The following is a 23,835-nucleotide window of genomic DNA, read 5'->3' on the forward strand; positions in this document are numbered from 1 at the left end:
AGCTCACCTTAAAATAAAGGCGGTAAACAAAACATCATTTACAACCTGAGGCGGTTGACCCGCGATTAACGGCGCGGTCAGTGCCTGTTTGATGGCGGTAATTAACGCTTGTTTTCCCTGATCGTTGGCCAGCGTCATAGCATGCTGACGAGAGAGCAGCAGGAGCAACCGACTGCGTACTTCCGGCAGGTAATCGCTCATGCGGCGGCGAGTCTCTTCATCGGGCAGGCGCAGGGTAAAGCCAACATACAGTACGCGGTCGGGATCGTTATCTTCATTGACCAGATTAACCGTGAAGGTGTCCAGCACAAAAAAGACGGGTGCCAATGGTGGTGGCGTCACGCTGAGCGCGCTTTTCTCGTCGGCGTTGCCTTTCGTCATTTTCCAGATGGCATAACCTGCCACGCTGCAAGCGGCCAGCGTTACTAACAGTAACACCGGGAGCATCAGTGAACGTTTACGGCCAGTGGCTTGCGCGTTATCGGACATGTGTGCAGTAAATTCCTGTGAATGGTATGAGCCGGTCTGCCGGTGAGACTGACGTGATTATCCCGCGTCTCGCATCGTTCAATGGCAGGAAAAGACGCGGGTTTTGCCATTACCTTCGGCGTTTGTTGTGCTTAGGCGAAAATATCAACGGCCCGATCGCCTGCTATTCGTGCTTGTAAGCTGACGGGCACGGCGACAGCGGTGATCTCGTCGTCGTTTATCATGTGGACAGCGCCGTTATGCGGTGATTCTCGTGGTGATTGCTGTTGTTCGCTGAAGGACTGGTGTTGAGGAAAAGACTCGCTGCTGACGTTGCTTTGTCCCAGCGTGATACCGTTTTCTGCTAACGCGCTGCGCAACTGAGGCATAGCCGCTTCCAACGCGGCACGCACATGGCTATGCCCGGAAACCAGAGTCAACTGTGCCTGATCATTATCCAGTTTCAGGCTGATTTGAAGCGTACCGAGGTCCTGGGGATGTAACTTTAATTCGGCATTTTGTTGACCGTTACGGCTGAACATGACGATGTGTTGCCCCAGCGCCTGTTGCCACTCCGGGCTACCCAACTGCACATTCAGCGAGGTCGTTGCGGGTGCCATTGTTGTGGTGCCCGTCGAAGGGATTAGCGGTGAGGATGCGGCTGTAGGGATATTCACGTTCAGCGTGTCGTCGCTCTTTATGGCTAGCGGGGTGTCGCCATTATGCCGAGTGCTATCGCTCATCGCCTGCTGAATGGGTGCGCTGATAATGGAAGCGCTCAAATTTGGGGCCGTAGGGGAGGGATTCCCTGCAGAGGCTGCTGCAAAGAATGCCTCAGGTGGGGTAGGGTTGTTGCTATTCCCTGATACGCCATCCGGCGATGTTATGGAGCCCTGTGTGACGAGCGGCGGGACAGACCGTCCCTCGGGGATGGGCTGAGCGACATTACTACTTTTTTGCGTACTTTTTTGCAATGTGGCGAGCGGATTGGTTGTGACGGGCGGCAGCATAGCAAAAAGCGCCTGTAGTGCCTGTTTATCGCTTTCGTTTAATGCGCTATGTTCCAGCGTCTCTTTCTCATCGGCAGCTTTGTTCACGCTTTGGCGGTTTTCGACATGCAGCAGCGTGGTAAGGACTTCAGGCTTCTCGTTGCCCGCGCTGCGTGTAGACAATTTGGCTCCGGGAGCGGCTTTCCTTTCGCCATTAACCGGGGTCACCGCAGAATGATCGTCCGCGGCAGAATTAACTTTCGCAGTAAGATGATCGCTGATCAGAGTGAAGAATGCCTGTTCAATACCATCTTCAGCCGTGGATGTATTACTGGCTACGGAATCATCAAAACTGACAGGTAAAGTGGCTGATGTCGGAAGCGTAGGGAGTGTGATCATTCGCCTTTCCTCAAGGTTGCCCGCTGGGCAAATTCATCCATCCGTTTCTGATCGAGACGGTTTTCTTGTAACAGCTCATTCGCTTGCGCACGGGCCTGCAGCGTTTCATAAGCATGGAGCCGCTGCTGCCTCGCTCGCCATTGTTGTAACGCCTGTTCCAGTTTTGAACTCCATTGCGCCAGTTGATGACGATGCTGCTCAATGGCTTTTTCAAGCGTTTGAATAAACTGGTGATAATTGTGCCAGCGGGTGCTGGCAATACCCTGAGTTAGGGTATCGTTAAGCTTATTGCGGTATTCATCCTGATAATTTAGCAGCATGGACAATTGTTCATCGGCTTGCTGATGGGCATGCCGCATCTCGCCGAGTTGCCGTGCGGCTTGCTCCAGATCTTTTTGCGCCAGTCCGCACAGAGTGGCGATCGGCGTCTGCTGTTTTGCCATGGTTGCAGGTCCTTATTGGCTCACCGGTTATGCCCGGGCACGGGAGCGGATTAACCAAAAATAGCCTGTAAATGCAAACAGGCGTCATCATACTGGCTGCGCTCAAAAATGCCCTGTTGAAGAAAGGCTTCCAGTTCCGGGTAAAGTCGTATCGCGTTATCCAGTAGCGGGTCGCTTCCTGCAGCATAGGCGCCCACGCTGATCAAATCGCGGTTACGCTGATAGCTCGACAATAACTGTTTGAACTGGCGTACCCGCGCATAATGGGTGTCGTCGACCAACGAGGTCATCGCCCGGCTAATTGAGGCTTCAATATCAATGGCGGGATAGTGCCCGGCTTCTGCCAAACGACGAGAAAGGACAATATGCCCATCAAGAATGGCGCGCGCAGAATCGGCAATGGGATCTTGTTGATCGTCGCCTTCGGTTAATACGGTATAGAACGCGGTAATCGAACCGCCGCCACTGATACCGTTTCCGGCACGTTCAACCAGCGCGGGTAATTTGGCAAAAACCGAAGGTGGGTAACCTTTGGTGGCAGGAGGTTCACCAATAGCCAAGGCTATTTCACGTTGAGCCATGGCATAACGCGTCAGTGAGTCCATAATCAGCAATACATGCTGGCCGCGATCACGGAAATCTTCGGCAATACGCGTGGCATAGGCGGCACCCTGCATACGTAATAACGGTGATACATCAGCCGGCGCTGCGATCACCACTGAGCGAGTCCGGCCTTCAACGCCTAAGATATTGTCAATAAAGTCTTTAACTTCGCGCCCACGCTCGCCAATCAATCCCACGACAATCACATCGGCTTTGGTGTAACGTGCCATCATGCCAAGCAGCACGCTTTTCCCGACGCCTGAGCCGGCAAAAAGCCCCATCCGCTGGCCGCGCCCAACGGTCAACAGGGCGTTAATCGCGCGGACGCCGGTATCAAGGACATCGGTAATTGGCGTCCGCTGTAGCGGGTTAAACGGCGGCGTCACTAATGCGGCGCGGTAGCCCGTTTCCGGTGACGGCAGGCCATCAAGCGGGCGTCCGCTACCGTCAAGTACTCGCCCTAAGAGTTCAGGTCCCAGCAGCAGTTGCTTGCCATTGTATTGTTTCCCACCGGTAACACGGGCAAAGACGCGGGCTCCGGGCAGAATACCTTCCACTTCCTCCAGCGGCATGAGGAACAGTTTTTGTCCGTTAAAACCCACGACTTCGCTTTCGACTTCGGTAATATGATCTGCTTCTTGCCGTTCGATAACGCAGGTCGCACCAAGCGGTAACTGCAAGCCAGTCGCCTCCAGAACCAGGCCTGTCGCGCGGGTGAGGCGCCCGTAGCGCCGCACCGCAGGTACCCGACTTAGACGCTCTTCAAAAGCATCCAGGGCGCCAAGCCAGCGTGAAAGACGGGATGACATCAGCGCTCTCCCGGTGCGGCAAGGCGACAGAGCTCATGCCAGCGGGTGGCGACGCTGGCATCCAGATCGCCATCCTCAGCGCTGACTTTACAGCCACCCGGGTGCAGCGTGTTGTCTGCCAGCAGCCGCCAGCCATGGAGATTAAGTGTGGCGCCGAGCGTTTGTTCCACCTGCTGAAGATCATCGGGGTGTACGCGTAGTTGAGGTTTGCCGCTAAACATAGGTTCCTGCTGAATCAACTGCTGGATTTGGCGCAGCAGCGCTGATCCGTCAACCGCCGTTGCCTGGCCGATCACCTGGCGCGCTGCCTCCAGCGCAAGCTGCATCAGGCGCGCGGAAATAACGCTATCCAATGCTTCGAGGGTATGGTGAAATTCGGTCACTAACTGCTGCATACGGGCCTGGATTGGCGCATGTCGCTGCTGAGCTTCCGCTAATCCTTGCTGATAGCCCGCGTCATAACCTGCTTTTTGACCCTCACTGAGCCCTTTTTGTTGGCCTTCCGCGTAGCCAATACTCTGCGCTTCGTTACGTACCTGCAGTTGGAGCATTTCCAACTGGCTCTGTTGGGAATCCGGCTCGTTGGCAGGCAGTGCCGTCTCAATAAGTTCTTCTGACGCCGCTTTGGGGATATAGCCCAGGTCGTCGGGTTGCCAGGCTTTCCATGGCCGGGAAGAAAATGCATCAGACATAGGTTTCTTCGCCCCCGCCAATAACCATTTCACCGCTTTCCGCAAGGCGGCGAACGATCAGCAGAATAGCTTTCTGTTCGTTCTCCACTGAAGACATGCGTACCGGACCACGATTAGCCAGGTCGTCGCGCAGAATATCTGCGGCACGTTGCGACATATTCTTGAGGAATTTTTCACGCAGTGGCTGTTCTGAACCTTTCAGCGCAATCAATAGTTGCTCCGATTCCACTTCCTGTAACAGACGCTGAATACTGCGATCGTCGACTTCTACCAGGTTTTCGAACAGGAACATCTCGTCGATAATTTTTTGTGCCAGCTCGCCATCGAATTCACGGACCGCTTCAATAACGGCTTCTTCTTGCTGTGATTTCATCAGGTTAATAATTTCGGCAGCGGTTCTCACACCGCCCATTTTTGCGCGTTTGAGGTTTTGACCATCAAGCAGGGTATTGAGCACCTCGGTCAGCTCAGCCAGTGCTGCAGGCTGTACGCCACCGAAGGTGGCAATACGCAGCATCACATCATGGCGCAAACGATCGTCAAACAGCGCCAGGATATCAGCCGCCTGGCCGCGTTTGAGGTGAACCAGAATGGTAGCGATGATCTGCGGATGCTCATCACGGATAAGGTCTGCCGCCGACTGGGGCTCCATAAAGTTGAGCGTTTCCATGCCGGTTGTGGTTTCCCGCGTTTCGAGGATATCTTCCAGCAGGCTGGCGGCACGCTCCTCGCCTAATGCTTTGATCAAGACTGAACGCAGGTAATCATTGGAATTGAGGCTTAATGCGGCGAACTGCTCAGCTTCTTTCTCGAATTCACGCAGCACATCGGTCAGTTGCTTGTGTGAAATCTGTTTCATATTCGCCATAGCGGCGCTGAGGTGCTGAACTTCACGCGCTCCGAGGTGTTTAAATACCTCGGCCGCACGCTCTTCACCAATGGTCATCATTAAAATGGCGCTTTTTTCGCTACCTTTCAGGCTCATAGTTCGTTGCTCATCCATTGACGAATAACCAGCGCCACGACGCGCGGATCGTTTTCAGACATAGCGCGGATGCGCTGGCTCAGCACTTCTGCACTCAGGCGCTGTTGGGATTTATGCTGTTGGTCAAGCTCATCTTTACTGAGGTTTACCGTATAGGCATCCTGCTCCTGATGCTGCATATTGCGCGTGGCAAGAGCCTCGGCGGTGGCGTTATCCTGCATCTGCTTACGTATGAGCTGCGGGCGGATCACCTTGCGCCAGAGAATGAAGGCGACCAGCAGCACCAACAGCCAGCGACCAGCGACCAGCACCTGTTCAAAGAACGATTGTTGTTGCCAGAAGGGCAGCTCGCCACCGCTAACCGCCGTCGGCGTAAATGGCGAATTGACAACATTTACGCTGTCGCCGCGTCCGGTTGAATATCCCATCGCTTCACGCGTCAGGTCCTCAATCTGTTTAATTTGGTTATCATTTAGCGCAACATTTTTTCCCTGCTCATCAAGACGATAATTGACCACTACGGCCACGGAGAGACGCTTGACGTTGCCAACATTCATTTTTGTGTGGCGAATGGTGCGGTCGACCTCATAGTTAGTGGTATCGTCTTTCCGCATATTGGTTGGCGCCGCGCGCTCGTTAGCGGCACTGGCCGCGGTTGCTGCGTTAGTGGCGTTCGCCGTGTTGGTATTATTTGCTGCCGCATTATTATTGGTATTTGGGGTTTGAATGGGGGCAGAATTCGCTGGCGCGGGTTGGTTAGACAACGCGCCGGGTACGCCCCCCGCGTACTGTCCACCCGACTGTTCACTCAGGCTGCTTTGTCTGGAACGCACGGCGGCGTTATTGGGATCCGCATTCGGTTTATACTGCTCGTCAGTTTGTTCACTGGCGTCAAAATCAATTTGGGCGGTCACTTGGGCATGGACATTTCCCGGCCCGACCAGCGGGCCGAGAATGGCTTCAATACGCTGTTGGTAACGATTTTCAACTTCGCTCGTGTATTTCAACTGGGCATCGTTCAAATCGCGTCCGGCAGCATCAGCATGCGTGAGCAGGCGTCCCGTTTGATCCACCACGGTGACGTTACCCGGTGGTAGACCGGCTACGCTGCTGGAAACCATGTGAACCACCGCATTGATTTGTCCTTCGTCCAACGTCCGGCCCGGCTGCAGGTTCAGCGTAACGGAGGCGGAAGGCGATTTTTGTTCACGAACAAACAGGGTAGGTTTTGGCATGGCCAGGTGTACGCGTGCGTTTTTAACCGGGCCAAATGTTTCGATGGTGCGTGCCAGTTCACCTTCCAGCGCGCGCTGATAGTTGATCTGTTCACTGAACTGGCTGATACCAAACTTCTCTTTGTCCAGTAGTTCAAAGCCAACCGCTCCCCCTTTGGGAAGTCCCTGTTGCGCCAGGCGCAGGCGCAGCTCATGCACCTGCTCAGCTGGAACCATTAATGCACCGCCGTTTTCTTTGAAACGGTAGGGCACATTCATTTGACTTAGCTGCGTGACGATCGCGCCACCGTCTTCATCGGTCAGATTATTATAAAGCACACGATAATCAGGCTGTTTTGCCCATAGCACCATCGCGATAACGATTGCAATCGCTGCTGCTGCGGCAATCATCACAGGAATTCGGGGATTGGCGCGCAGGCGTGCCAGAAGATCGCTGATGCCTTTTTTATCTGCTGAGTTTTGAGCGACCGAAGCGTTCATGACCTTTCCCTGAGTGGCAATAGACCGGACTGATTTACGTTAAGTGGTAGCAAAGCTGACTCCCTGGTGAGGCTTGCAGTAAAAGTTCCCCCTCAATGTGGTCATTATTTTCTGTATTAAAAAATTTGATGGGCGAATAAGCTGGGTTTTTTGCTGCTATTTGCAGGCTTTGTCTGATTGACAGTGTGATAAGTTTTTAATCGTAAAATTTACGTTCACGCAGTTTTGAGGCAAAAGATGGCTATTCAAGGTATCGAAAGCGTTATTCAACAGTTACACGTGACGGGGCTACACGCTGCTAATAAAGCTACGCAGGGTGCCGATCATATCGATTTCGCCGGGCAGTTGAATGCGGCGCTGGGTAAGATCAGCGAAAGCCAGGATGTTGCTCGCACGCAGGCCCAGAACTTTGAGTTGGGCAAGCCGGGAGTCGCCCTGAATGACGTGATGGTAAATATGCAGAAATCGGCAGTTTCAATGCAGCTAGGTATCCAGGTCCGCAATAAACTGGTTGCGGCGTATCAGGAAATGATGAATATGCAGGTTTGAATCTGTAACTTGCCGACCTCACTATTTTGGCGCAACGTGTGTGGGCCAGTCACCTTGCCCATTAGCGCATTGACGCCTGACATTTTTTCTTAAGTTCCTGCATGGCGGCAGGCGGCATAGGTGCGGTCATCATGCCGTGGTAATTCCAGCATTCTCGAGTTTCATGCTGGAATACTGTCGGCTCAACAGGTGTTTTTGAGCAACCCGTTACCGTAAGCGCAAGCAGACCCAGTGCGGTGTATCGCCATTCCATGTCATTTCTCCCTTTTAGTAAACGTATCATAGCGTAAAAACCGACGGTAGGTGACCTTTGTTAATTAAAGGAGTAAATGGTGCATGATCCCCAAAAACCCAAATCCAAATCGTTCAATAATAGAAATAAATAGCTTTAATTGACGATAATGCTTGCTTAAAAAAGTGATGCGTGTGTAAATAGCGACTCGGTTTGTGGTACAGACCTATTTATGCCAAGCGGTTTTATTAAAGCAGTTCTCAGTTCGAGCGTTATCTTAGATATCTCTTTTCCTGAATCTTCTTATTACCTTGCTCATAAGTATTATCTGCAAAGCAATCCTGTCCGCCTGGTTATCAGGCCAACGAAATTCAGAGGAAAGTATTATGTCTAATAAAATGACTGGTTTAGTAAAATGGTTTAACGCTGAGAAAGGTTTTGGCTTTATTTCTCCTACCGATGGTAGCAAAGATGTATTCGTACATTTTTCTGCAATCCAGGGTGATAACTTCAAAACGCTGGACGAAGGTCAGAGCGTAGAGTTCTCTGTTGAGAACGGCGCTAAAGGTCCTTCAGCGACCAACGTTGTTGCACGCTAAGACGCAACATAGCAGGGTGCTTACGATAGCGAAGAGGGTATATTACCCGAGCAGTTAAGCCCCTGTGAGAAAAACCCGCCTCGTGCGGGTTTTTTTACGTCCGTAGTTCACGCAGTGCCAGCATCCAGTCATTTTCGCCATCATATATTATGATGTGCTTTTCGCTGTCTTACTTTGGCTTGCCGTAAAATACGCGCCACAATGAGAACATATCATCGTGTGGTCTTTGCTGATTTTTGATGATAATTGCTTATCCGTTAAGGCGCAGGATGGGCATTTTATTGATTTAGTTCGCGTTCTGAAAAACCGTAAGCTATCGAGATTCAGCATTGTAGTCATCTAATGGATGGTTTAGCAGCCAGCTTACGCGCTAATTGTGACAAAAGATCTTCATACCCCACGATCGTCATATCCTTCATACGCCATCCCCGCGCTATATTATCCGGTCCTTCCATGGACCTGGCCTTGTCGCCATCGAACGGCATCCGGCGCGGCATTGATATCGAACGTTAACGGTTATCGATATCCCGGTACGGTGCGTTTAATCTGCCACCAACCACATGTCTGCTTCTTCAAACATTTCTTCAATAATACGTGCCATAATCGCCTTATCGCTTTTACTGGCATCGGTTTCGATCGCGTTGCGCTGCATCGGTTTGACTTTTACCTGCGCCTCCGGAAAAGCACGATGAATGCGTTTTTCTAACTCTTCATGGATAATTTCATTGGCATTGTTAAGTCCTGCCACGTTGCGTTTATCATAAATCAACTCGACAAACATTTTTGCAAACCTCTTTGAGCGATCACACGGTTTTTCTGTTTTGGGGGGCTAATAATACTGGATAACGATACAGTATCAATGGCTGAGCGAAGTTTTGTGATGCAATTACGTGCTTAAGGCAAAAAATACGCGCCAACTGGCACTCTGTAGACCGTGCTTGCAGGACATCCAATGCAGTTTATTGCATTTTGTGTATATACTTCCTGTCGCCTCGCCACTGATGCTGGCGGGGATCGCTAAACACGGCTGTGAAACGCAGCATGAGAGACGACTCAGGAGCCACCATGGCAGCAAAGCACCCGACGGGTAAACATTTAAAAGCAGAAGTGCTGCATGATAACAAATCCCTGCTGATCTTTGTGGTGAAGGGGACGCGTATTGAGGACATGCCATATGATGATAACGTCGATTATCCGGGCGAAATGTTAATGGCGCTACCTGAGCTTACAAGCGCTTTCGATCGTGAATTGGATGAGATGTTGAGCGAGGCGAACAGCGGCGATGTGCTGGTGTTGGTATGTCCAACGGACTCCGTCTTTACTTATGGCTATTCACGCGTTAAGACGATGATCGCCAAATAATAAGATGACAGACCGATGCCATTCGTTAGCCTCTTCAGGTGATAGCGTAGGGTAAATAAACAGGGGAAGCAGTATGAAACAGTTGGTAATCGACATTTTACTGAAGATGGCAAAAATGGATGTGGATGCCAAAGAACTTACGGCGCAGGTTGAAGCGCAATCGCTGCTGATCGCCGCGCTAATGCTTACTGCCGGAAAACAGGGCTCAAACTCTATTTCTGAAAATGTACAAAGTGCCATTATGGCGGCGTCAACGTCTTCAACTGAATTTTTGCAAACGGACGTGGATTTACTGTTGACACATGTGAATCGTTTATTAGCGGTAACACGTTATGTCGATGAAAAATCAGAGATAGAAGAGTAATTCCCACAAGGCAGTGCCTGCTGCCGCAGACACTGCCGTGAATCACGTTATTTACGGCCGATCACTTTACCCAGCACAAAGCCTACGCCAACGGCAATGGCCAGCGAAGCGAGTGGAGAACTCTTTGTTTGTTCCTTCACGCTGTCGACAAAATCATCAACTACATAACTTCCGCGGGCAAGTTGTTTGCGAACCTTACCTTTTATTTCATGCTCCGGTGAGCGGGTAGCTTTACCGAACTGCTCCTGGCCGGCACCGATAGCTTCATCAACTTTGTCTTTTGCCTGTTCAAACATATGCTCTCCTTAATGAGTGAGTCCTCTTTCGAGACATTGTTAAGCATAGACCATTGGTGCGTGGGTGGCAGATTTCAAAATTGAACGTGTTATCGTTATCTTTTGCATGAATACGTGGAAAGCGTGGTTACAATTCATTTTTGATACAGAACTCTTCCCAGGTCATTCCCAGCGCTTCAGCATGGGAGCGTAAATAACGTTCAATCGCCTGTGCCGCAACCTCTTTATTGGGCTCAGCCAGTTGGATTGAGAACAGGATCCCATCCTGTTTTTTGGCTCGCAGGAAAGCTGCGTAAATGCGATCGGCCTGGATTGCGCGCAGTCGTTCTTGCGTCATACCCAGCGATTGGGCATCCTGGGGGCTGATTTTATCCAGCGCGGCGCTGAAATCCGGGTGTGCCTGCAAAAACATATCGCGGGCAATAGCGTAATACTCTTCTGGGGTTTTCATCTCTCTTCCAGATTCAGGTGTCTTTAGGCTAGTGTACACGCCGAAGGCGGCCATTGTCTTGCCGTGGCTGCGATCTCTTTTTTACTCTGAGCGATACAACGCTGGCGCAGCTATATGTTATCCGGCGCAAAGAAATGCTGAAATTTTAGTCAGTTATCCCACTGTAAACTGATTATACTGAAGATTGCCTGTTGTCATTAGCGGTGTAGTGATATGTTTCTTGCCAAAATAGATCGAACAATTAACGCTTATCCGCGTGCGCATTAAGATGAAGGAATGAACATGAAAAAGTGGATGGTACTCAGTGCGATAGCGCTAAGCGGCTGTACGCAAATTACCAATTACGATCAGGCCGTTAAAACGCCAGCACCCGCCGCTTTACTCGGGGTTTGGCAAAGTATGGGACCGCAAAGTGGTTTAATCAGTCCTGATGCAATTGCCACTCTTATTGTTACTGAGCAAGGGGATACGCTCGATTGCCGTCAGTGGCAGCGGGTGATTGCGAAGCCTGGCAAGCTGACTGTCCGTGCTGACGAGTATGTTAATGTGAATAAGCAGCTGCGTGTTATGCCACTGGATGTAGAGAATGGCGTGATGTACTACGACAAGCTGAAATTGCATAAAGTGGATACACCCACGGCAGAATGCCAGCAGGCACTGGAAGCGGTACAGCAGCAGCCGGATAGCAAAACGATCCAAAATATTGCTCCCGAAGCGTTTAAGTAAAAGAGCTGACAAGCTTTGCTTTGGGCGGGTGCGGTATGGCCTTCTCGGCATACCGCATTATGATGAGCAAGCGTTAATCCAACACCCAAACGCTGACACCTCGCCCCTGACAGCGAAAGGTTGCCTGGCCGTGTTCATCGCTGCGGATGATTTCATCATGCTGGCCTAAATAATCGTGCCACTGTTTATTCGCCCACGCTTCTCCGAGCGTTAGCGTTTTTTCTCCGGCATCACCGTTTGACATGATCACCACGCAACCCGGTAGTGTCTCGGTTCCGCTGCGCGTAAATGCGATACAATTTGCGTGGTCGAAATAATCTGTTTGTACGCCATGCGCATAGTTCTGACGTGCGGTAATTAGCGGCGTTAGCTCGGCGATAACCGGCATTTCAATCATGTATTGCTGTCCGTCATTGCCTTCATCTTCGTAAGTCGCGCCAAAAAGGTCAGGATAAAATACGGTTGGAACTCCCTGTTCGCGCAGTAAAATGAGGGCATAGGCGAGGGGTTTAAACCACGGCTCGACAGGGGCCTCCAGTGATTGTAACGGTTGAGTGTCATGGTTTGCGACCAGCGTAACGGCATGGAGAGGATCGGTGGCAACCAGCGAACCGGTAAAAATCTGGCTGAGATCATAATCGGCATCCTGCTGCGAGGCATTGTGGAAATTTAGGTGCAGGGCTGCATCAAATAACATGGTTTTGCCATCAACCTGGTCGATATAATTCTGTAATTTATCCACTTCATGCGACCAGTATTCTGCAACGATAAACATCGGCTGTTCAGCCGCTTGCTGGATATGGTCTATCCACTCTTTATAGAACCAGGCCGGAATATGTTTAACCGCATCAAGTCGAAAGCCGGTACAGTGGACCTCATCCATAATCCAGCGTGCCCAGTACTTAAGTTCTTCTGTTACGGCATGATTACGAAAATCAATATTTGCGCCCATCAGATAATCGAAGTTACCTAACTCATCATCGACCTGATCGTTCCAGCCATCCCGGGTGTAGTCGTTAATTATTTTAAAAATGCCGTTTTCATCGGGGTTTTCAATATGGTCTACGCCGCTGAAGCAATGATAATCCCAGATAAATTGAGAGTATTTTCCCGCACGCTCCGGAAAGGTGAAACGGGTCCAGGCTTCGGCGTCGATGACGTCTTCCTCAATTTCCTCGCGGTTCTCCGGATTAACTCGATTGACCTTTACCGGCTCCTTCTCATCAGCACCCATTTTATGGTTCAGCACGACATCCAGAATCACGCCAATATTTTGTGACTTTAGCGCGTCGACGGCCGCCAGTAACTGCTGTTTATCACCGTACTTGGTTGCACGGCTTCCCTTTGCATCAAATTCGCCCAGGTCGAACAGGTCATATGTGTCGTAGCCCACGGAGTAACCGCCGGAGTCACCTTTATAAGCGGGTGGGAGCCAGACGGCGGTAATGCCGGTTTCACCCAGCCATGCTGCGCGTTCGGCGACCTCAGGCCAGAGTTTTCCTCCATCGGGATAATACCAGTGGAAGAACTGTAGCAATGTTGGGTTGCGCATTATCGACTCCGTTTACTCTGTCCGAAAAGTAAAGTATGGAGTAAGCGGCAGGAAAAGTATGAAGTCGGGAATATTTATTTCGCGTTAGCGGAAGATTGCTGTGGGCGGGGAGGATCCGCTGGTCAGTCGCACGGCTGCTTTATTATATTTTCGTGCAGCAGAACGACCAGAAGCCGACAGTCTCTTACTCCCGATCGCTTTTTTCGGTGTCGTAAGTGCGGGTGCAAGGTCGCTGCTTTCGGCGCTTGTCAGAGTATCCTTCTGGGTAACGAAATGGTGTTTCGTCGCTGGCCCATTTATTCACTGGGATACAGTACGGTACCCGACAGTTCACCATAAGCAGAATTCATTGCTTTATGGCGATTTGAATGGCCAATCAGGGAAACCAGCTCATCCATACGCAGCTGCAGCAGGCGTTTTACCTCGGCTTCATTATCCAAAATATGCCGTAAAACAGGACGCAGCTGTTCCTGAGTATGAAGGGAGACAGGATGCTGCTGCGTGACATCAGACAATGTTTCCACCGCACTGATATAATGGACTTCCATATCAATTAACTCATCCCATTTGTTCTCAGCAGCCAGACGCAGCATCGTCTGGCTGAGGACTAATAGTTGTTGGTAAATCACCAGCAAGTGCGGCGCAGCGTCCATCAAACAGCTTCCTGAACCAATTGATGGGTGTTGGACGCATCCTTCCAGGCATCAGCAATATTACGTAGCAGCGTCTCGACTTCCTGTATGGCATCCCCATCATTATGCAGATTAGCCTGCAACAGACGTTGTACCATGTAGGCATATAATGCTGATAAGTTGTCCGCTAACTCGTCACCGCTGCTGTCAATCAGACCTACCTTCAGCCCGTTCTCAATAATATTAATCGCTTTAGATAACGATTCCCCTTTGCCAGCAAGATTGTCCTCTTGCAGAAACAGGCGTGCACGAATCAGTGCGCTCAGCGCACCGTCGAATAACAGGGTGATCAGTTGATGGGGGGTGGCACTCATTACTGAACTTTCCAGCCCCACTTTCGCATAGGCTTTGGTGCCGCTTGCGCTATACATATCACGTCCTCATTACTTACTTGCTATCATTCGAGGTACTGAACTGAGAGGTTAAATAGCTACTGGTGTTATTCAACCGGGTCATGAGTACATCCAACTGGGTAAACTGCGTTTTGTACCGCTGAATATTGCTGTTAATGCGATCGTTCGCGGTGTTGAATTGTTCGGTGAGTTTTTTAAGCGTGCTGTTAACACCATCGGTTGCAGCGGCCAGAATACCGGTAGTGGAGGTGTAGCTGGCTAATGATCGACCGATGGTTGTGGCAATCCCGGTCGTTTTCCCATCGCCGACGATCATTGCCATCACGCCTTTGGCGTCAGATGTCACGCTGGCTTTTAGCTTGTCATTATCTACATTTAACTGTCCGCTATTGGGGTCCTGCGTAATACCAATTTGGGCCAGTGTTTTAAAGGTGGAACTGCTGGCTGCGTTAGTTAACTGGCTTTGCAACTGAGTCTGTATCGTGCGTAACGTGCTATCGCCTAACAGTGCTCCGTTCTTATTGTTTTGATCCTGGCCAGCGTCAACGCCGGTATAGCTGGTCAGATTGTCAAAGGTTGTCTGCAGGGCATTGTAGGCTTTTACCCAATCAGTAATAACCGATGTCGTCTTTGCAATATCTTTGCCGATCGTCAGTGACTGGACGCCATCAGTCTTATTCAGTAGGGTTAACGTAACGCCTTCAGGCGCATCGATAATAGTGTTACTGTCACGTTCAATAGCAACATTATTGACCTTGAGAAGGGCGTTTTTAGCCGGTATAGACTCCGTCATTCCATTGGTGCCCTGTGCGGCATCCTTGTCATAACCGATAACACGCTGCAGCGTATCGTCACCCTTAACCGCGATGGTCATCGCGTTGTTTTTCCCGGTACTGCCGGAGGTGACAACTAACTGGTAATGATCGTCATCCACTTTAATAATGCTGGCGTTGATCCCCGCCGCCGCATTGTTAATAGCATCGCGTACCCCGGTTAGTGAAGTTTGCTTATCAGTTAACTGAATTTCGAGAGGTTTTTCTTTACCAGGCTGGCTGATGGTTAGCGTTCGCGTTGTCGCCGTACTGCCAATACTGTCCGTGGTACTGGTTACTTTGCCGGAGAGCAATGATTGCGCCTGTGCCAGTTGAGTGACCTCAACGGTATATTGACCCGCCGCCGCCCCCGCCGCGGTGGCGGCGGTAAATGCCGATGGGGCGCTGCTGGTTGCGGTGGTACTTTGGAAAATATTGGCATTGCTCAACGCGGTGTTGGCAGTCTGGAATGCGGTCAGTGCGCTTTTCAGTGTGCCATAGGCCGTCAGCTTTGCGGTATAGGCGCTTTGCTGAGCGCTAATGGGCGCCAGTGCAGCTTTTTCCGCTGTTGTCAGATTGGTTAATACCGTACTTAAATCGAATCCGGCCCCAATACCTAATGAAGAGATGCTGGCCATAACTATCCTTATCTTATTCTCTCAGAAGAAGTGTTGGTTTTATCGGCAGGATTTTTAGAAAGTTTACTTTTTTTTAGCAGACGCAATAAAGCGAACACCGGAAATAAAACCAGGCAATTCCGACGTTAACGTTAGCCGCATATTCTCATCGGATTACCTCATCCCAACGTTTGTTCCTGATGATGAATTACGACGTGAGCCCGCGAGGAAAAGCAACGTATGCATATGGTCTTGCGTGAAAGCCAGCATGCTGCATGAACAGGAGGCGAATAAACTTTTTTCTAAAGGTTGCTTTAGGCGGGCCGATACATGGTTGGACGGCGATGAAGCCGTGGGCAGATAGCCCAAACCTAACCGATCTGATTAAAGGATATTACCATGGCACAAGTTATTAATACTAACAGCCTGTCGCTGATGACGCAGAACAACATGAATAAGTCTCAGTCTGCGCTGGGCACGGCGATCGAGCGTTTATCTTCCAGTCTGCGTATCAACAGTGCAAAAGATGATGCGGCAGGTCAGGCAATTGCCAACCGTTTCACGTCTAACATTAAAGGTCTGACCCAGGCCGCGCGTAATGCCAATGACGGTATTTCTGTTGCTCAGACGACGGAAGGCTCACTGGGTGAAATTAACAATAACTTACAGCGCATCCGTGAACTGACCGTACAGGCACAGAACGGCACTAACTCTGACTCCGATCTCTCATCTATCCAGGACGAAATTACCTCACGTCTGGCGGAAATCGATCGCGTTTCAGGACAGACCCAGTTTAACGGCGTTAAAGTGCTGGCATCTAACAACACCATGCAGATTCAGGTCGGCGCGAACGACGGTGAAACCATTGCCATCGACCTGAAAAAAATTGATAGCGGCACCTTGAAGCTGGATAAATTCAATGTTGTGCGTCCTACAACGGCCGATCTTAAAGATACAAATGGCGTGGCTGTGGCGGCGGCTGATGTTAAAAATGCCGGTGGTGATGTTGTTGACCTGCTGCAGTATAAAAACGCGGCTGGCGATGTTGCTTATGCGGTAAAAGATGCTGACACCGGCAAATATATGGAGGCAACGGTAGCCATTACTGATGCGGATCCGGCTGCAGATCCTGCCGTTAACGCCAGTGCGGTTGTCACCGTTGGTGCCGCTGAAATTGATAACGCTCCGACTGACGATCCGTTAAAAGCGCTGGATGATGCCATCGCGCAAGTTGACCAGTTCCGCAGTTCGCTGGGTGCGGTCCAGAACCGTCTGGATTCTGCTATCACCAACCTGAACAACACCACCACAAACCTTTCATCTGCACAGTCACGTATTCAGGACGCCGACTACGCAACAGAAGTGTCTAATATGTCGAAGGCGCAAATCCTACAGCAGGCCGGCAACTCCGTGCTGGCTCGTGCGAACCAGGTTCCACAAAGCGTGCTGTCTCTGCTGCAGGGCTAATTCGCAGTCGCGTGACGTTCATTACATCTAACCCCGCTTTGGCGGGGTTTTTGCTATCCGCATCATGGATACGAGAAGATGTCATTTGCTGCATTTCTGAAATAACCCCCCTTTTTTACACCTATTCACTCAATCAATCTCTCGACAGCATTGGATAATTATCGCGATAACTCATTAACGCAAGGGAAGTCAGAGTGAACGATCTCTATACCGCCGAAGGCGTGATGGATAAACATTCGCTGTGGCAGCGATATGTGCCGTTGGTACGCCATGAAGCACTGCGACTTCAGGTACGTTTGCCGGCCAGCGTAGAATTGGACGATCTGCTGCAGGCTGGCGGAATTGGACTATTAAACGCCGTGGAGCGCTTTGATGCGTTGCAAGGGACGGCGTTTACCACCTATGCGGTACAGCGTATCCGAGGGGCGATGCTGGATGAGCTTCGCAGCCGTGACTGGGCACCGCGCAGCGTACGCCGTAATGCCCGTGATGTCGCGACCGCGATGCACAAAGTTGAGCAGGCTCAGGGACGTTCTGCCAGTGAACTGGAAGTGGCAGAACAGCTGAATGTCTCGATGGAGGAGTATCGGCAGATACTGCTGGATACGAACAACAGCCAGCTTTTTTCTTATGATGAATATCGTGAGGAGCATGGCGATAGCGCGGAGTGGATTACCGAAGGGCATGAAGAAGCGGACCCACTTTATCAACTTATGGAAGGGAATCTACGTGAACGTGTGATTGCTGCGATTGAGGCTTTGCCCGATCGTGAAAAAATGGTACTGACCTTATATTACCAGGAAGAGCTCAATCTCAAAGAGATCGGTGCGGTGCTGGACGTGGGGGAATCTCGCGTCAGCCAGTTACATAGTCAGGCGATAAAACGTTTGCGCGCCAGGTTATCAGGCGCACGTTGACAAGGTCAGTTGTTACTTTCCTAGACGACCGGGGAATTTCTCATGGCGCCAAAAACAAGGCCATTGAGCCGATATTTGAAGGACTACAAACACAGCCAGAGCCACTGTTCACATTGTGGCAAGGTACTGGATCGTATGGCGCTGGTGTTTCGTGGTCAAATTATCAATAAAGAGGCGATTGCCCGAATGGATCAGCCGGTCGACGATCGGGTCTGGCTGAAGTTGCAAAATGAGCTGATGGCGCTGTGCCGCTTTTGTAGTGATATCTATTGCAACACCCATCCGACTTATTTCGATATTATGGCATTTAAACAGTACCTGTTTGAGCAAACAGAAATGAGCCACAGCACGGTACGTGAGTATGTGGTGCGCTTAAGGCGCCTCGACGATATGCTTGCTGCGCGTAACTATCCGATTGAAAAGAAAGACGATACGAGCTGGCATAAATGTCTGGAAAATGCGCTCCCTGATGCCGGTCAGAATAATTATCGCATCGCACTACGTAAGTACGATCAATTTCTTCACTGGCTGCATGCATAAATGAAAGGTGACCATTTGCTCATCTTCTGCAAGACTGTAGGGATAACGTAACGCGTAAAGCGGAGGCTGTGTTGTCCCTACATCACTTAATTGACTTTCCCCGGCTAGAATTTATTGGCGCGCCAACACCCCTGGAGCACCTTCCTCGTCTCTCTGACCATCTTGGTCGCGATATTTTTATTAAACGTGACGACGTCACGCCAATAGCGATGGGCGGGAACAAACTGCGAAAGCTTGAGTTTCTTGCCGCTGATGCATTGCGACAGGGCGCCGATATGCTGGTAACGGCGGGCGCAATCCAGTCAAATCATGTACGTCAAACCGCAGCCGTCGCGGCAAAACTGGGATTGAAGTGTGTGGCTTTGCTGGAAAATCCAATCAATACCCATGCTGAAAACTATCTGACAAACGGTAATCGCTTGTTACTGTCGCTACTGGATACCGAGATTATTATGGTCGATGCGCTTTACGATCCGCAGCATCAGCTAAATGACGCGGCAACCCGGCTTGAAGTACAGGGTTTTCGTCCGTATGTCATACCCGTCGGTGGTTCAAGTGCATTAGGTGCGCTGGGATATGTTGAGTGTGCGCAGGAAATTGCGCACCAGAGCGAAGGGGTCATAGATATCGCCGCCGTCGTGGTGGCATCTGGCAGTGCAGGAACGCACGCCGGCCTGGCGGTGGGACTGGAACAGCTACTGCCTGAAACTGAACTCGTTGGCGTGACGGTTTCAAGAAAGGTTGCGGACCAGTTACCCAAAGTTCAGGTATTACAACAGGCCGTTGCCAAGTCACTGTCGCTGAATGCCTCCGCGGCGATCACGCTCTGGGATGATTATTTTGCACCAGGATACGGCGAACCCAATGAAGAAGGCGCTGCAGCGATAAAACTGCTGGCTCGTCTGGAAGGAATCCTTCTTGACCCCGTTTATACCGGAAAAGCCATGGCAGCGTTGATCGATGGGATTGAACAACGGCGTTTTCGCCGTGAAGGGCCGATCGTCTTTGTGCATACTGGCGGTGCGCCTGCGTTATTTGCTTATCATCCTTCGGTATAAGTTAGTCGGGAAAAACAGTTTATAATCCAGTCGTTAAATATTCTTCAAGGACGCCGTTTCTATTTATTAGAAAATTTTTATGGACATTGAGCACACATCAATAAGCATAAGATGAGGTAAGCATGAATTTTTCTCTGGTACGTCGCCGACTGGCAATGGGTGTTATGGCGGTTGCGCTGGTAGCTGGCAGCAGTACAGCCAGTTTTGCGGCTGAAAACTTGTTGAATACGGTAAAGGAACGCGGCGATTTGCTGGTCGGCCTGGAAGGGACCTATCCTCCATTTAGCTTCCAGGATGAAAATGGCAAGCTGGCGGGTTTTGAAGTTGATTTTGCAACAGCGCTGGCGCAGCACCTTGGTGTGAAGGCAAATCTTAAGCCAACTAAATGGGACGGCATGCTGGCATCGCTGGATTCTAAGCGTATTGATGTGGTGATTAACCAGGTAACCATTTCTGATGAGCGCAAAAAGAAATATGATTTCTCAACCCCTTACACTGTATCGGGTATTCAGGCGCTGACTAAAGCTGCGGATGCAGGCACCATTACTAAACCGCAGGATTTAAGCGGCAAAAAAGTGGGAGTAGGACTGGGATCGAACTACGAACAATGGCTGCGTGATAACGTTAAGGGTGTTGATATCCGTACTTATGATGATGACCCCACTAAATATCAGGATCTGCGCGTTGGACGTATCAACGCAATCCTCGTCGACCGTCTGGCTGCATTGGATTTAGTGAAGAAGACAGGAAATACGTTGGCTGCGGCAGGTCCGGCATTTTCACGGCAGGAAGCGGGGGTGGCATTGCGTAAAGGCAATGATGATCTGTTGAAGGCGATTGATGGCGCGATCGCGGATATGCAAAAAGATGGCACGCTCGCTAAACTTTCTGAAAAATGGTTTGGCGCGGACGTTACTCAATAATGCAAGAAAGTATCCAATTGGTGCTGGACTCAGCACCCTTTTTACTTAAAGGCGCGGTCTTTACGCTACAGCTGAGCATCGGCGGGATGTTCTTTGGCCTGGTACTTGGTTTCATTCTGGCGCTGATGCGGCTTTCCCCCTTCTGGCCTATCGCCTGGCTGTCACGCTTTTATGTGTCTGTTTTTCGTGGTACGCCACTGATTGCCCAGCTGTTTATGATCTACTACGGTTTGCCGCAGTTTGGTATTGAACTGGATCCAATACCCTCGGCGATGATCGGCTTATCGCTTAATACCGCGGCTTACGCATCGGAATCATTGCGCGGTGCGATCTCATCCATTGAGCGCGGGCAGTGGGAAGCGGCGGCCAGTATTGGTATGACGCCCTGGCAAACAATGCGCCGGGTGATCCTGCCGCAGGCGGCGCGGACAGCTTTACCTCCTCTAGGTAACAGTTTTATTAGCCTGGTCAAGGACACATCGCTGGCCGCCACCATCCAGGTCCCGGAACTTTTCCGCCAGGCGCAACTGGTCACTTCGCGTACGCTGGAAGTCTTCACCATGTATCTTGCGGCTTCGCTGATTTACTGGGTTATGGCGACGTTGTTATCTGCGCTGCAAAATAAGCTGGAAAATCATGTTAATCGTCAGGATCGGGAGTCGAAATGAGCGCCATCGAAGTCAGCAAACTGGTTAAGCAGTTTAATGGTCAGACGGTGTTACACGGCATCGATCTGGACGTCGCATCAGGCGAAGTGGTCGCAATTATTGGTCCAAGCGGCTCGGGTAAAACGACATTGCTCCGCAGTATCAATCTGCTGGAGATACCGAACAGCGGTACCATTAAAGTCGGTAATATTCAGATTGACGCAGCGATTGCGATGAGCAAACAAAAGGAACGCGTGCGCAGCTTGCGCCAGCAGGTCGGGTTTGTCTTCCAAAATTTCAATCTGTTTCCGCATCGCTCGGTGTTGGAGAATATTATTGAAGGCCCGGTCATCGTCAAAGGTGAGCCTAAGAGCGAAGCGATTGCGCGTGCCCGTCAACTGCTGGAAAAGGTGGGGCTACAGGGTAAAGAAGAGAGTTTCCCTCGCCGTCTTTCTGGAGGACAGCAGCAGCGTGTAGCCATCGCGCGTGCACTGGCAATGCGCCCAGAAGTAATTCTGTTTGATGAACCGACATCTGCGCTTGACCCTGAATTGGTGGGTGAAGTTCTCAGTACCATCCGGGCGCTGGCGGAAGAGAAGCGTACCATGGTGATCGTCACCCATGAAATGAGTTTTGCGCGCGATGTCGCTGACAGAGCGATTTTTATGGATCAAGGGAGAATTGTTGAACAAGGTCCGGCAAAACAACTCTTTTCTAATCCGCAACAGGCGCGTACCCGTCAGTTTCTTGAAAAATTCCTCAATGCTTAAGCTATTATTCGCCGGTTAATCCGGCGAATAACTATGTTTCGCTAATAGTAAATAAAGATAATCTTAAAGTCGTATCTTAGGTTAAGTGCTTGCGTCTAATAAGCGCGTTAAGACTTTTCCTGCATCGTTATTATACGCAGTAATAACCCTTTAAGAGTAACCTCATAGTTTTTTGTAGGAAATTTCTTGATTATAGGTGTGATTTTTCGCTTAATTAGGCATGAATTATGACACCGATCGAGAAAAAAGAAGTCCTTTGGATTAATACCCTGAAAGGTGGTTGCATATTGTTGGTTGTATTACATCATACTATTATCACTACCTTTGCACCCTCTCTGCAATATATAACGGCGGGTAACGCCATAGCACACATGTGGGTAGCTTTTAATACCTATCTGTCTCCACTCAGAATGCCCGCTTTCTTCTTTGTCTCTGGCTTGCTGTCTGCAAGTGCTATTAGTGAAAAGTCATGGAAAGAGGTTTTCACGAAAAAGTTTAGCAATCTTATTTATCTCTATATCCTTTGGGGCGTTATCCAATGGGCAAGTATATATAATATTTCTGCTAATCTCATTGGTGAAAGGCTCTCTTCAGCTCAAAATGCCGCTTATGCGGAGTCGTTATGGGAGTTTATCCAATTGCTGGCACTTTCCATGACCAGCCTGTGGTATCTTTATGCATTAGCTGGATATTTTATTGCGGCTAAACTTTTTAATCGTTATAAAAAAGGGTTGTTTTTAGCTGCGATTATAGCAAGTTATATGGCCCAGTTGGGATGGGTTCCTGGTTGGGGTCCTACCGGCGTAGTCCAAAATTTTATCTATTTCCTTTTGGGCGCATTTTTTAGTACTTATCTGGTTGAGCTAAGTCGCATGACGCGTAGAAATTTGCTGTTGCTTGCCGGGATTGCCTTATTAGGGGTAGCCCATCATGCTATCGGGCTCTACAAAAATATCTTTTACTGTATGCTGGCCATCGTTTTAGGTATTGTTGTTTGCCGTGAGCTCAACCGGCGATTCAATATGGGCTGGCTCAATTGGATTGGTCGTAATACGCTGCAAATTTATGTCCTGCATCGTATTTTTATTGAGGCTCTTGGCCTTGGCATGTTATCGCTGGCTGCCAGTTATAGCTTGTTTACTAACGCGACATTTTCACTTTCATGGGCGATAACGCTTCCTGTTGTCGCGGTTGCGGCCTGTACTATTTTGCCTTTGCTCGTCTGGTCGGTGCTTAATCGTGGCCCCGGACGTCTGCTTTTCCTCTACCCACGGTTGATGCGCAAGACGCGAGCTTTACCTGAAGCAAGTTAACAGCTAAGCGTTGAACAGGGGGAATACCGCTCCTGTTCAATGCGTTGACTGAAAATAGCAGTATGAAGATGGGGGCTCAACATCTGAAAGCGTATAGACTAGAGTAGCGGGTATCATTTCAAATGACAGATGATGTATTTTTCCACGCTAAAATTATAACTGGGCCTTTTCTGGCGTGGTTTAATCCGAAATAATCTCAAGGCGCGACTTCCGTGCTGAATGACACCTCTTCCGATACTTCATGTTATGTTAACAGCTCATTGTAATATGACCTTATTCGGAGGTGCATTATCCGCACGAACAGGCGAGTTGGTGAGGGGGGCAACCTGCAATGTACTCACCAGAAATAAGATGAAATCTGCATATTGTCTTTTTTAAATCAGTTAATTGTCAGGGCCAGAAATTATTTTTAAGACAATCGCTACAGTCTTGTCCGGGCTGCTTAGTGGATACTCCTGTGCATAATAAATATTTTTTTTGTGCATGCTGATG

29 protein-coding genes are annotated in these 23,835 nt (G+C 50.0%); 13 read left to right on the plus strand and 16 right to left on the minus strand.

Annotated elements, in window-relative coordinates; translation table 11 throughout:
* Positions 1-3: 3 nt before the first annotated feature.
* The 7 genes from fliL to fliF all read right to left on the minus strand — a co-directional run bounded on the left by fliL (position 4) and on the right by fliF (position 7,103).
* Positions 4-489: a flagellar basal body-associated protein FliL gene (gene fliL / locus J1C60_RS07655; protein ID WP_128174971.1), complete on the minus strand. Its 486-nt coding sequence runs from the start codon at positions 487-489 to the stop codon at positions 4-6.
* Positions 490-620: 131 nt separating this feature from the next.
* A complete protein-coding gene (locus tag J1C60_RS07660; RefSeq protein ID WP_128174969.1) occupies positions 621-1,856 on the minus strand; it encodes a flagellar hook-length control protein FliK in 1,236 nt (411 codons plus the stop codon).
* A complete protein-coding gene (gene fliJ, locus J1C60_RS07665) occupies positions 1,853-2,299 on the minus strand; it encodes a flagellar export protein FliJ (protein ID WP_128174967.1) in 447 nt (148 codons plus the stop codon). Before fliJ ends, J1C60_RS07660 begins: the two co-directional genes overlap by 4 nt.
* Positions 2,300-2,349: 50 nt before the next feature.
* Positions 2,350-3,711 carry a flagellar protein export ATPase FliI gene (gene fliI, locus J1C60_RS07670; protein ID WP_128174966.1) on the minus strand — a complete coding sequence of 454 codons (1,362 nt, stop codon included), beginning with the start codon at positions 3,709-3,711 and terminating at the stop codon, positions 2,350-2,352.
* Positions 3,711-4,403 (minus strand): flagellar assembly protein FliH, encoded by a 693-nt coding sequence (gene fliH / locus J1C60_RS07675; RefSeq protein WP_128174964.1) that lies wholly within the window; start codon positions 4,401-4,403, stop codon positions 3,711-3,713. Before fliH ends, fliI begins: the two co-directional genes overlap by 1 nt.
* Positions 4,396-5,388: a flagellar motor switch protein FliG gene (fliG, locus tag J1C60_RS07680; RefSeq protein WP_229655824.1), complete on the minus strand. Its 993-nt coding sequence runs from the start codon at positions 5,386-5,388 to the stop codon at positions 4,396-4,398. The genes fliH and fliG overlap by 8 nt, the downstream gene beginning before the upstream one ends.
* Positions 5,385-7,103: a flagellar basal-body MS-ring/collar protein FliF gene (fliF, locus tag J1C60_RS07685; RefSeq protein WP_128174961.1), complete on the minus strand. Its 1,719-nt coding sequence runs from the start codon at positions 7,101-7,103 to the stop codon at positions 5,385-5,387. Before fliF ends, fliG begins: the two co-directional genes overlap by 4 nt.
* 237 nt (positions 7,104-7,340) lie before the next feature.
* Between fliF and fliE the strand changes: the two genes are divergently transcribed.
* Positions 7,341-7,652: a flagellar hook-basal body complex protein FliE gene (gene fliE / locus J1C60_RS07690; protein ID WP_128174959.1), complete on the plus strand. Its 312-nt coding sequence runs from the start codon at positions 7,341-7,343 to the stop codon at positions 7,650-7,652.
* 61 nt (positions 7,653-7,713) lie between these two features.
* Here fliE and J1C60_RS07695 read toward each other — a convergent pair whose 3' ends face one another.
* Positions 7,714-7,905, minus strand: a complete 192-nt coding sequence (locus tag J1C60_RS07695) for a hypothetical protein (protein WP_128174957.1) — start codon at positions 7,903-7,905, stop codon at positions 7,714-7,716.
* A 365-nt stretch (positions 7,906-8,270) separates the two neighbouring features.
* Between J1C60_RS07695 and cspE the strand changes: the two genes are divergently transcribed.
* Positions 8,271-8,483, plus strand: coding sequence for a transcription antiterminator/RNA stability regulator CspE (gene cspE, locus J1C60_RS07700; protein ID WP_017800059.1), 213 nt, complete (start codon positions 8,271-8,273; stop codon positions 8,481-8,483).
* Positions 8,484-8,630: 147 nt separating this feature from the next.
* Here cspE and J1C60_RS18685 read toward each other — a convergent pair whose 3' ends face one another.
* Complete coding sequence (locus J1C60_RS18685) at positions 8,631-8,822, minus strand: YnfU family zinc-binding protein (RefSeq protein ID WP_422645787.1); 192 nt, start codon at positions 8,820-8,822, stop codon at positions 8,631-8,633.
* 202 nt (positions 8,823-9,024) lie between these two features.
* Complete coding sequence (locus J1C60_RS07705) at positions 9,025-9,264, minus strand: DinI-like family protein (RefSeq protein WP_128174956.1); 240 nt, start codon at positions 9,262-9,264, stop codon at positions 9,025-9,027.
* Positions 9,265-9,548: 284 nt separating this feature from the next.
* Between J1C60_RS07705 and J1C60_RS07710 the strand changes: the two genes are divergently transcribed.
* Together J1C60_RS07710 and iraP are read left to right on the plus strand one after the other, a co-directional pair.
* Complete coding sequence (locus tag J1C60_RS07710; RefSeq protein ID WP_128174954.1) at positions 9,549-9,845, plus strand: hypothetical protein; 297 nt, start codon at positions 9,549-9,551, stop codon at positions 9,843-9,845.
* Between the two features lie 73 nt (positions 9,846-9,918).
* The gene (gene iraP, locus J1C60_RS07715; protein WP_128174952.1) at positions 9,919-10,209 is read left to right on the plus strand and encodes an anti-adapter protein IraP; all 291 of its coding nucleotides are present in this window, start codon (positions 9,919-9,921) and stop codon (positions 10,207-10,209) included.
* Positions 10,210-10,256: 47 nt separating this feature from the next.
* On the opposite strand, the gene J1C60_RS07720 is transcribed toward iraP, so the two are convergent.
* Both J1C60_RS07720 and J1C60_RS07725 read right to left on the minus strand, forming a co-directional pair.
* A complete protein-coding gene (locus J1C60_RS07720) occupies positions 10,257-10,505 on the minus strand; it encodes a CsbD family protein (RefSeq protein ID WP_128174951.1) in 249 nt (82 codons plus the stop codon).
* Between the two features lie 127 nt (positions 10,506-10,632).
* The gene (locus J1C60_RS07725) at positions 10,633-10,956 is read right to left on the minus strand and encodes a DUF6388 family protein (RefSeq protein WP_128174949.1); all 324 of its coding nucleotides are present in this window, start codon (positions 10,954-10,956) and stop codon (positions 10,633-10,635) included.
* A 282-nt stretch (positions 10,957-11,238) separates the two neighbouring features.
* Between J1C60_RS07725 and yedD the strand changes: the two genes are divergently transcribed.
* Positions 11,239-11,682, plus strand: a complete 444-nt coding sequence (gene yedD, locus J1C60_RS07730; RefSeq protein WP_128174948.1) for a lipoprotein YedD — start codon at positions 11,239-11,241, stop codon at positions 11,680-11,682.
* Between the two features lie 73 nt (positions 11,683-11,755).
* On the opposite strand, the gene amyA is transcribed toward yedD, so the two are convergent.
* From amyA to fliD, 4 genes are all read right to left on the minus strand, one after another.
* Positions 11,756-13,234: an alpha-amylase gene (amyA, locus tag J1C60_RS07735; RefSeq protein ID WP_128174946.1), complete on the minus strand. Its 1,479-nt coding sequence runs from the start codon at positions 13,232-13,234 to the stop codon at positions 11,756-11,758.
* A 296-nt stretch (positions 13,235-13,530) separates the two neighbouring features.
* Complete coding sequence (fliT, locus tag J1C60_RS07740; RefSeq protein WP_128174944.1) at positions 13,531-13,887, minus strand: flagella biosynthesis regulatory protein FliT; 357 nt, start codon at positions 13,885-13,887, stop codon at positions 13,531-13,533.
* A complete protein-coding gene (gene fliS / locus J1C60_RS07745) occupies positions 13,887-14,297 on the minus strand; it encodes a flagellar export chaperone FliS (RefSeq protein ID WP_128174942.1) in 411 nt (136 codons plus the stop codon). The genes fliT and fliS overlap by 1 nt, the downstream gene beginning before the upstream one ends.
* A 16-nt stretch (positions 14,298-14,313) precedes the next feature.
* Positions 14,314-15,729: a flagellar filament capping protein FliD gene (gene fliD, locus J1C60_RS07750; RefSeq protein WP_128174940.1), complete on the minus strand. Its 1,416-nt coding sequence runs from the start codon at positions 15,727-15,729 to the stop codon at positions 14,314-14,316.
* A 378-nt stretch (positions 15,730-16,107) separates the two neighbouring features.
* On the opposite strand from fliD, the gene J1C60_RS07755 reads away from it, so the two are divergent.
* The 8 genes from J1C60_RS07755 to J1C60_RS07790 all read left to right on the plus strand — a co-directional run bounded on the left by J1C60_RS07755 (position 16,108) and on the right by J1C60_RS07790 (position 23,343).
* Positions 16,108-17,175, plus strand: coding sequence for a FliC/FljB family flagellin (locus J1C60_RS07755; RefSeq protein ID WP_128174938.1), 1,068 nt, complete (start codon positions 16,108-16,110; stop codon positions 17,173-17,175).
* 194 nt (positions 17,176-17,369) lie between these two features.
* The gene (locus tag J1C60_RS07760) at positions 17,370-18,092 is read left to right on the plus strand and encodes an RNA polymerase sigma factor FliA (protein ID WP_128174936.1); all 723 of its coding nucleotides are present in this window, start codon (positions 17,370-17,372) and stop codon (positions 18,090-18,092) included.
* Positions 18,093-18,134: 42 nt separating this feature from the next.
* Positions 18,135-18,632 carry a flagella biosynthesis regulatory protein FliZ gene (gene fliZ / locus J1C60_RS07765; protein ID WP_128174934.1) on the plus strand — a complete coding sequence of 166 codons (498 nt, stop codon included), beginning with the start codon at positions 18,135-18,137 and terminating at the stop codon, positions 18,630-18,632.
* Between the two features lie 71 nt (positions 18,633-18,703).
* Complete coding sequence (locus J1C60_RS07770; protein WP_128174932.1) at positions 18,704-19,690, plus strand: D-cysteine desulfhydrase; 987 nt, start codon at positions 18,704-18,706, stop codon at positions 19,688-19,690.
* 122 nt (positions 19,691-19,812) lie between these two features.
* Complete coding sequence (tcyJ, locus tag J1C60_RS07775) at positions 19,813-20,613, plus strand: cystine ABC transporter substrate-binding protein (RefSeq protein ID WP_128174930.1); 801 nt, start codon at positions 19,813-19,815, stop codon at positions 20,611-20,613.
* On the plus strand, positions 20,613-21,281 hold the full coding sequence (tcyL, locus tag J1C60_RS07780; protein WP_128174928.1) for a cystine ABC transporter permease: 669 nt from the start codon (positions 20,613-20,615) through the stop codon (positions 21,279-21,281). The genes tcyJ and tcyL overlap by 1 nt, the downstream gene beginning before the upstream one ends.
* The gene (tcyN, locus tag J1C60_RS07785; RefSeq protein ID WP_128174927.1) at positions 21,278-22,030 is read left to right on the plus strand and encodes an L-cystine ABC transporter ATP-binding protein TcyN; all 753 of its coding nucleotides are present in this window, start codon (positions 21,278-21,280) and stop codon (positions 22,028-22,030) included. The genes tcyL and tcyN overlap by 4 nt, the downstream gene beginning before the upstream one ends.
* Positions 22,031-22,257: 227 nt before the next feature.
* Positions 22,258-23,343 carry an acyltransferase family protein gene (locus J1C60_RS07790; RefSeq protein ID WP_128174925.1) on the plus strand — a complete coding sequence of 362 codons (1,086 nt, stop codon included), beginning with the start codon at positions 22,258-22,260 and terminating at the stop codon, positions 23,341-23,343.
* The last annotated feature ends 492 nt before the right edge of the window (positions 23,344-23,835 follow it).

The organism is [Pantoea] beijingensis, from assembly GCF_022647505.1.
In the GTDB taxonomy this organism is placed as follows: domain Bacteria; phylum Pseudomonadota; class Gammaproteobacteria; order Enterobacterales; family Enterobacteriaceae; genus Erwinia; species Erwinia beijingensis.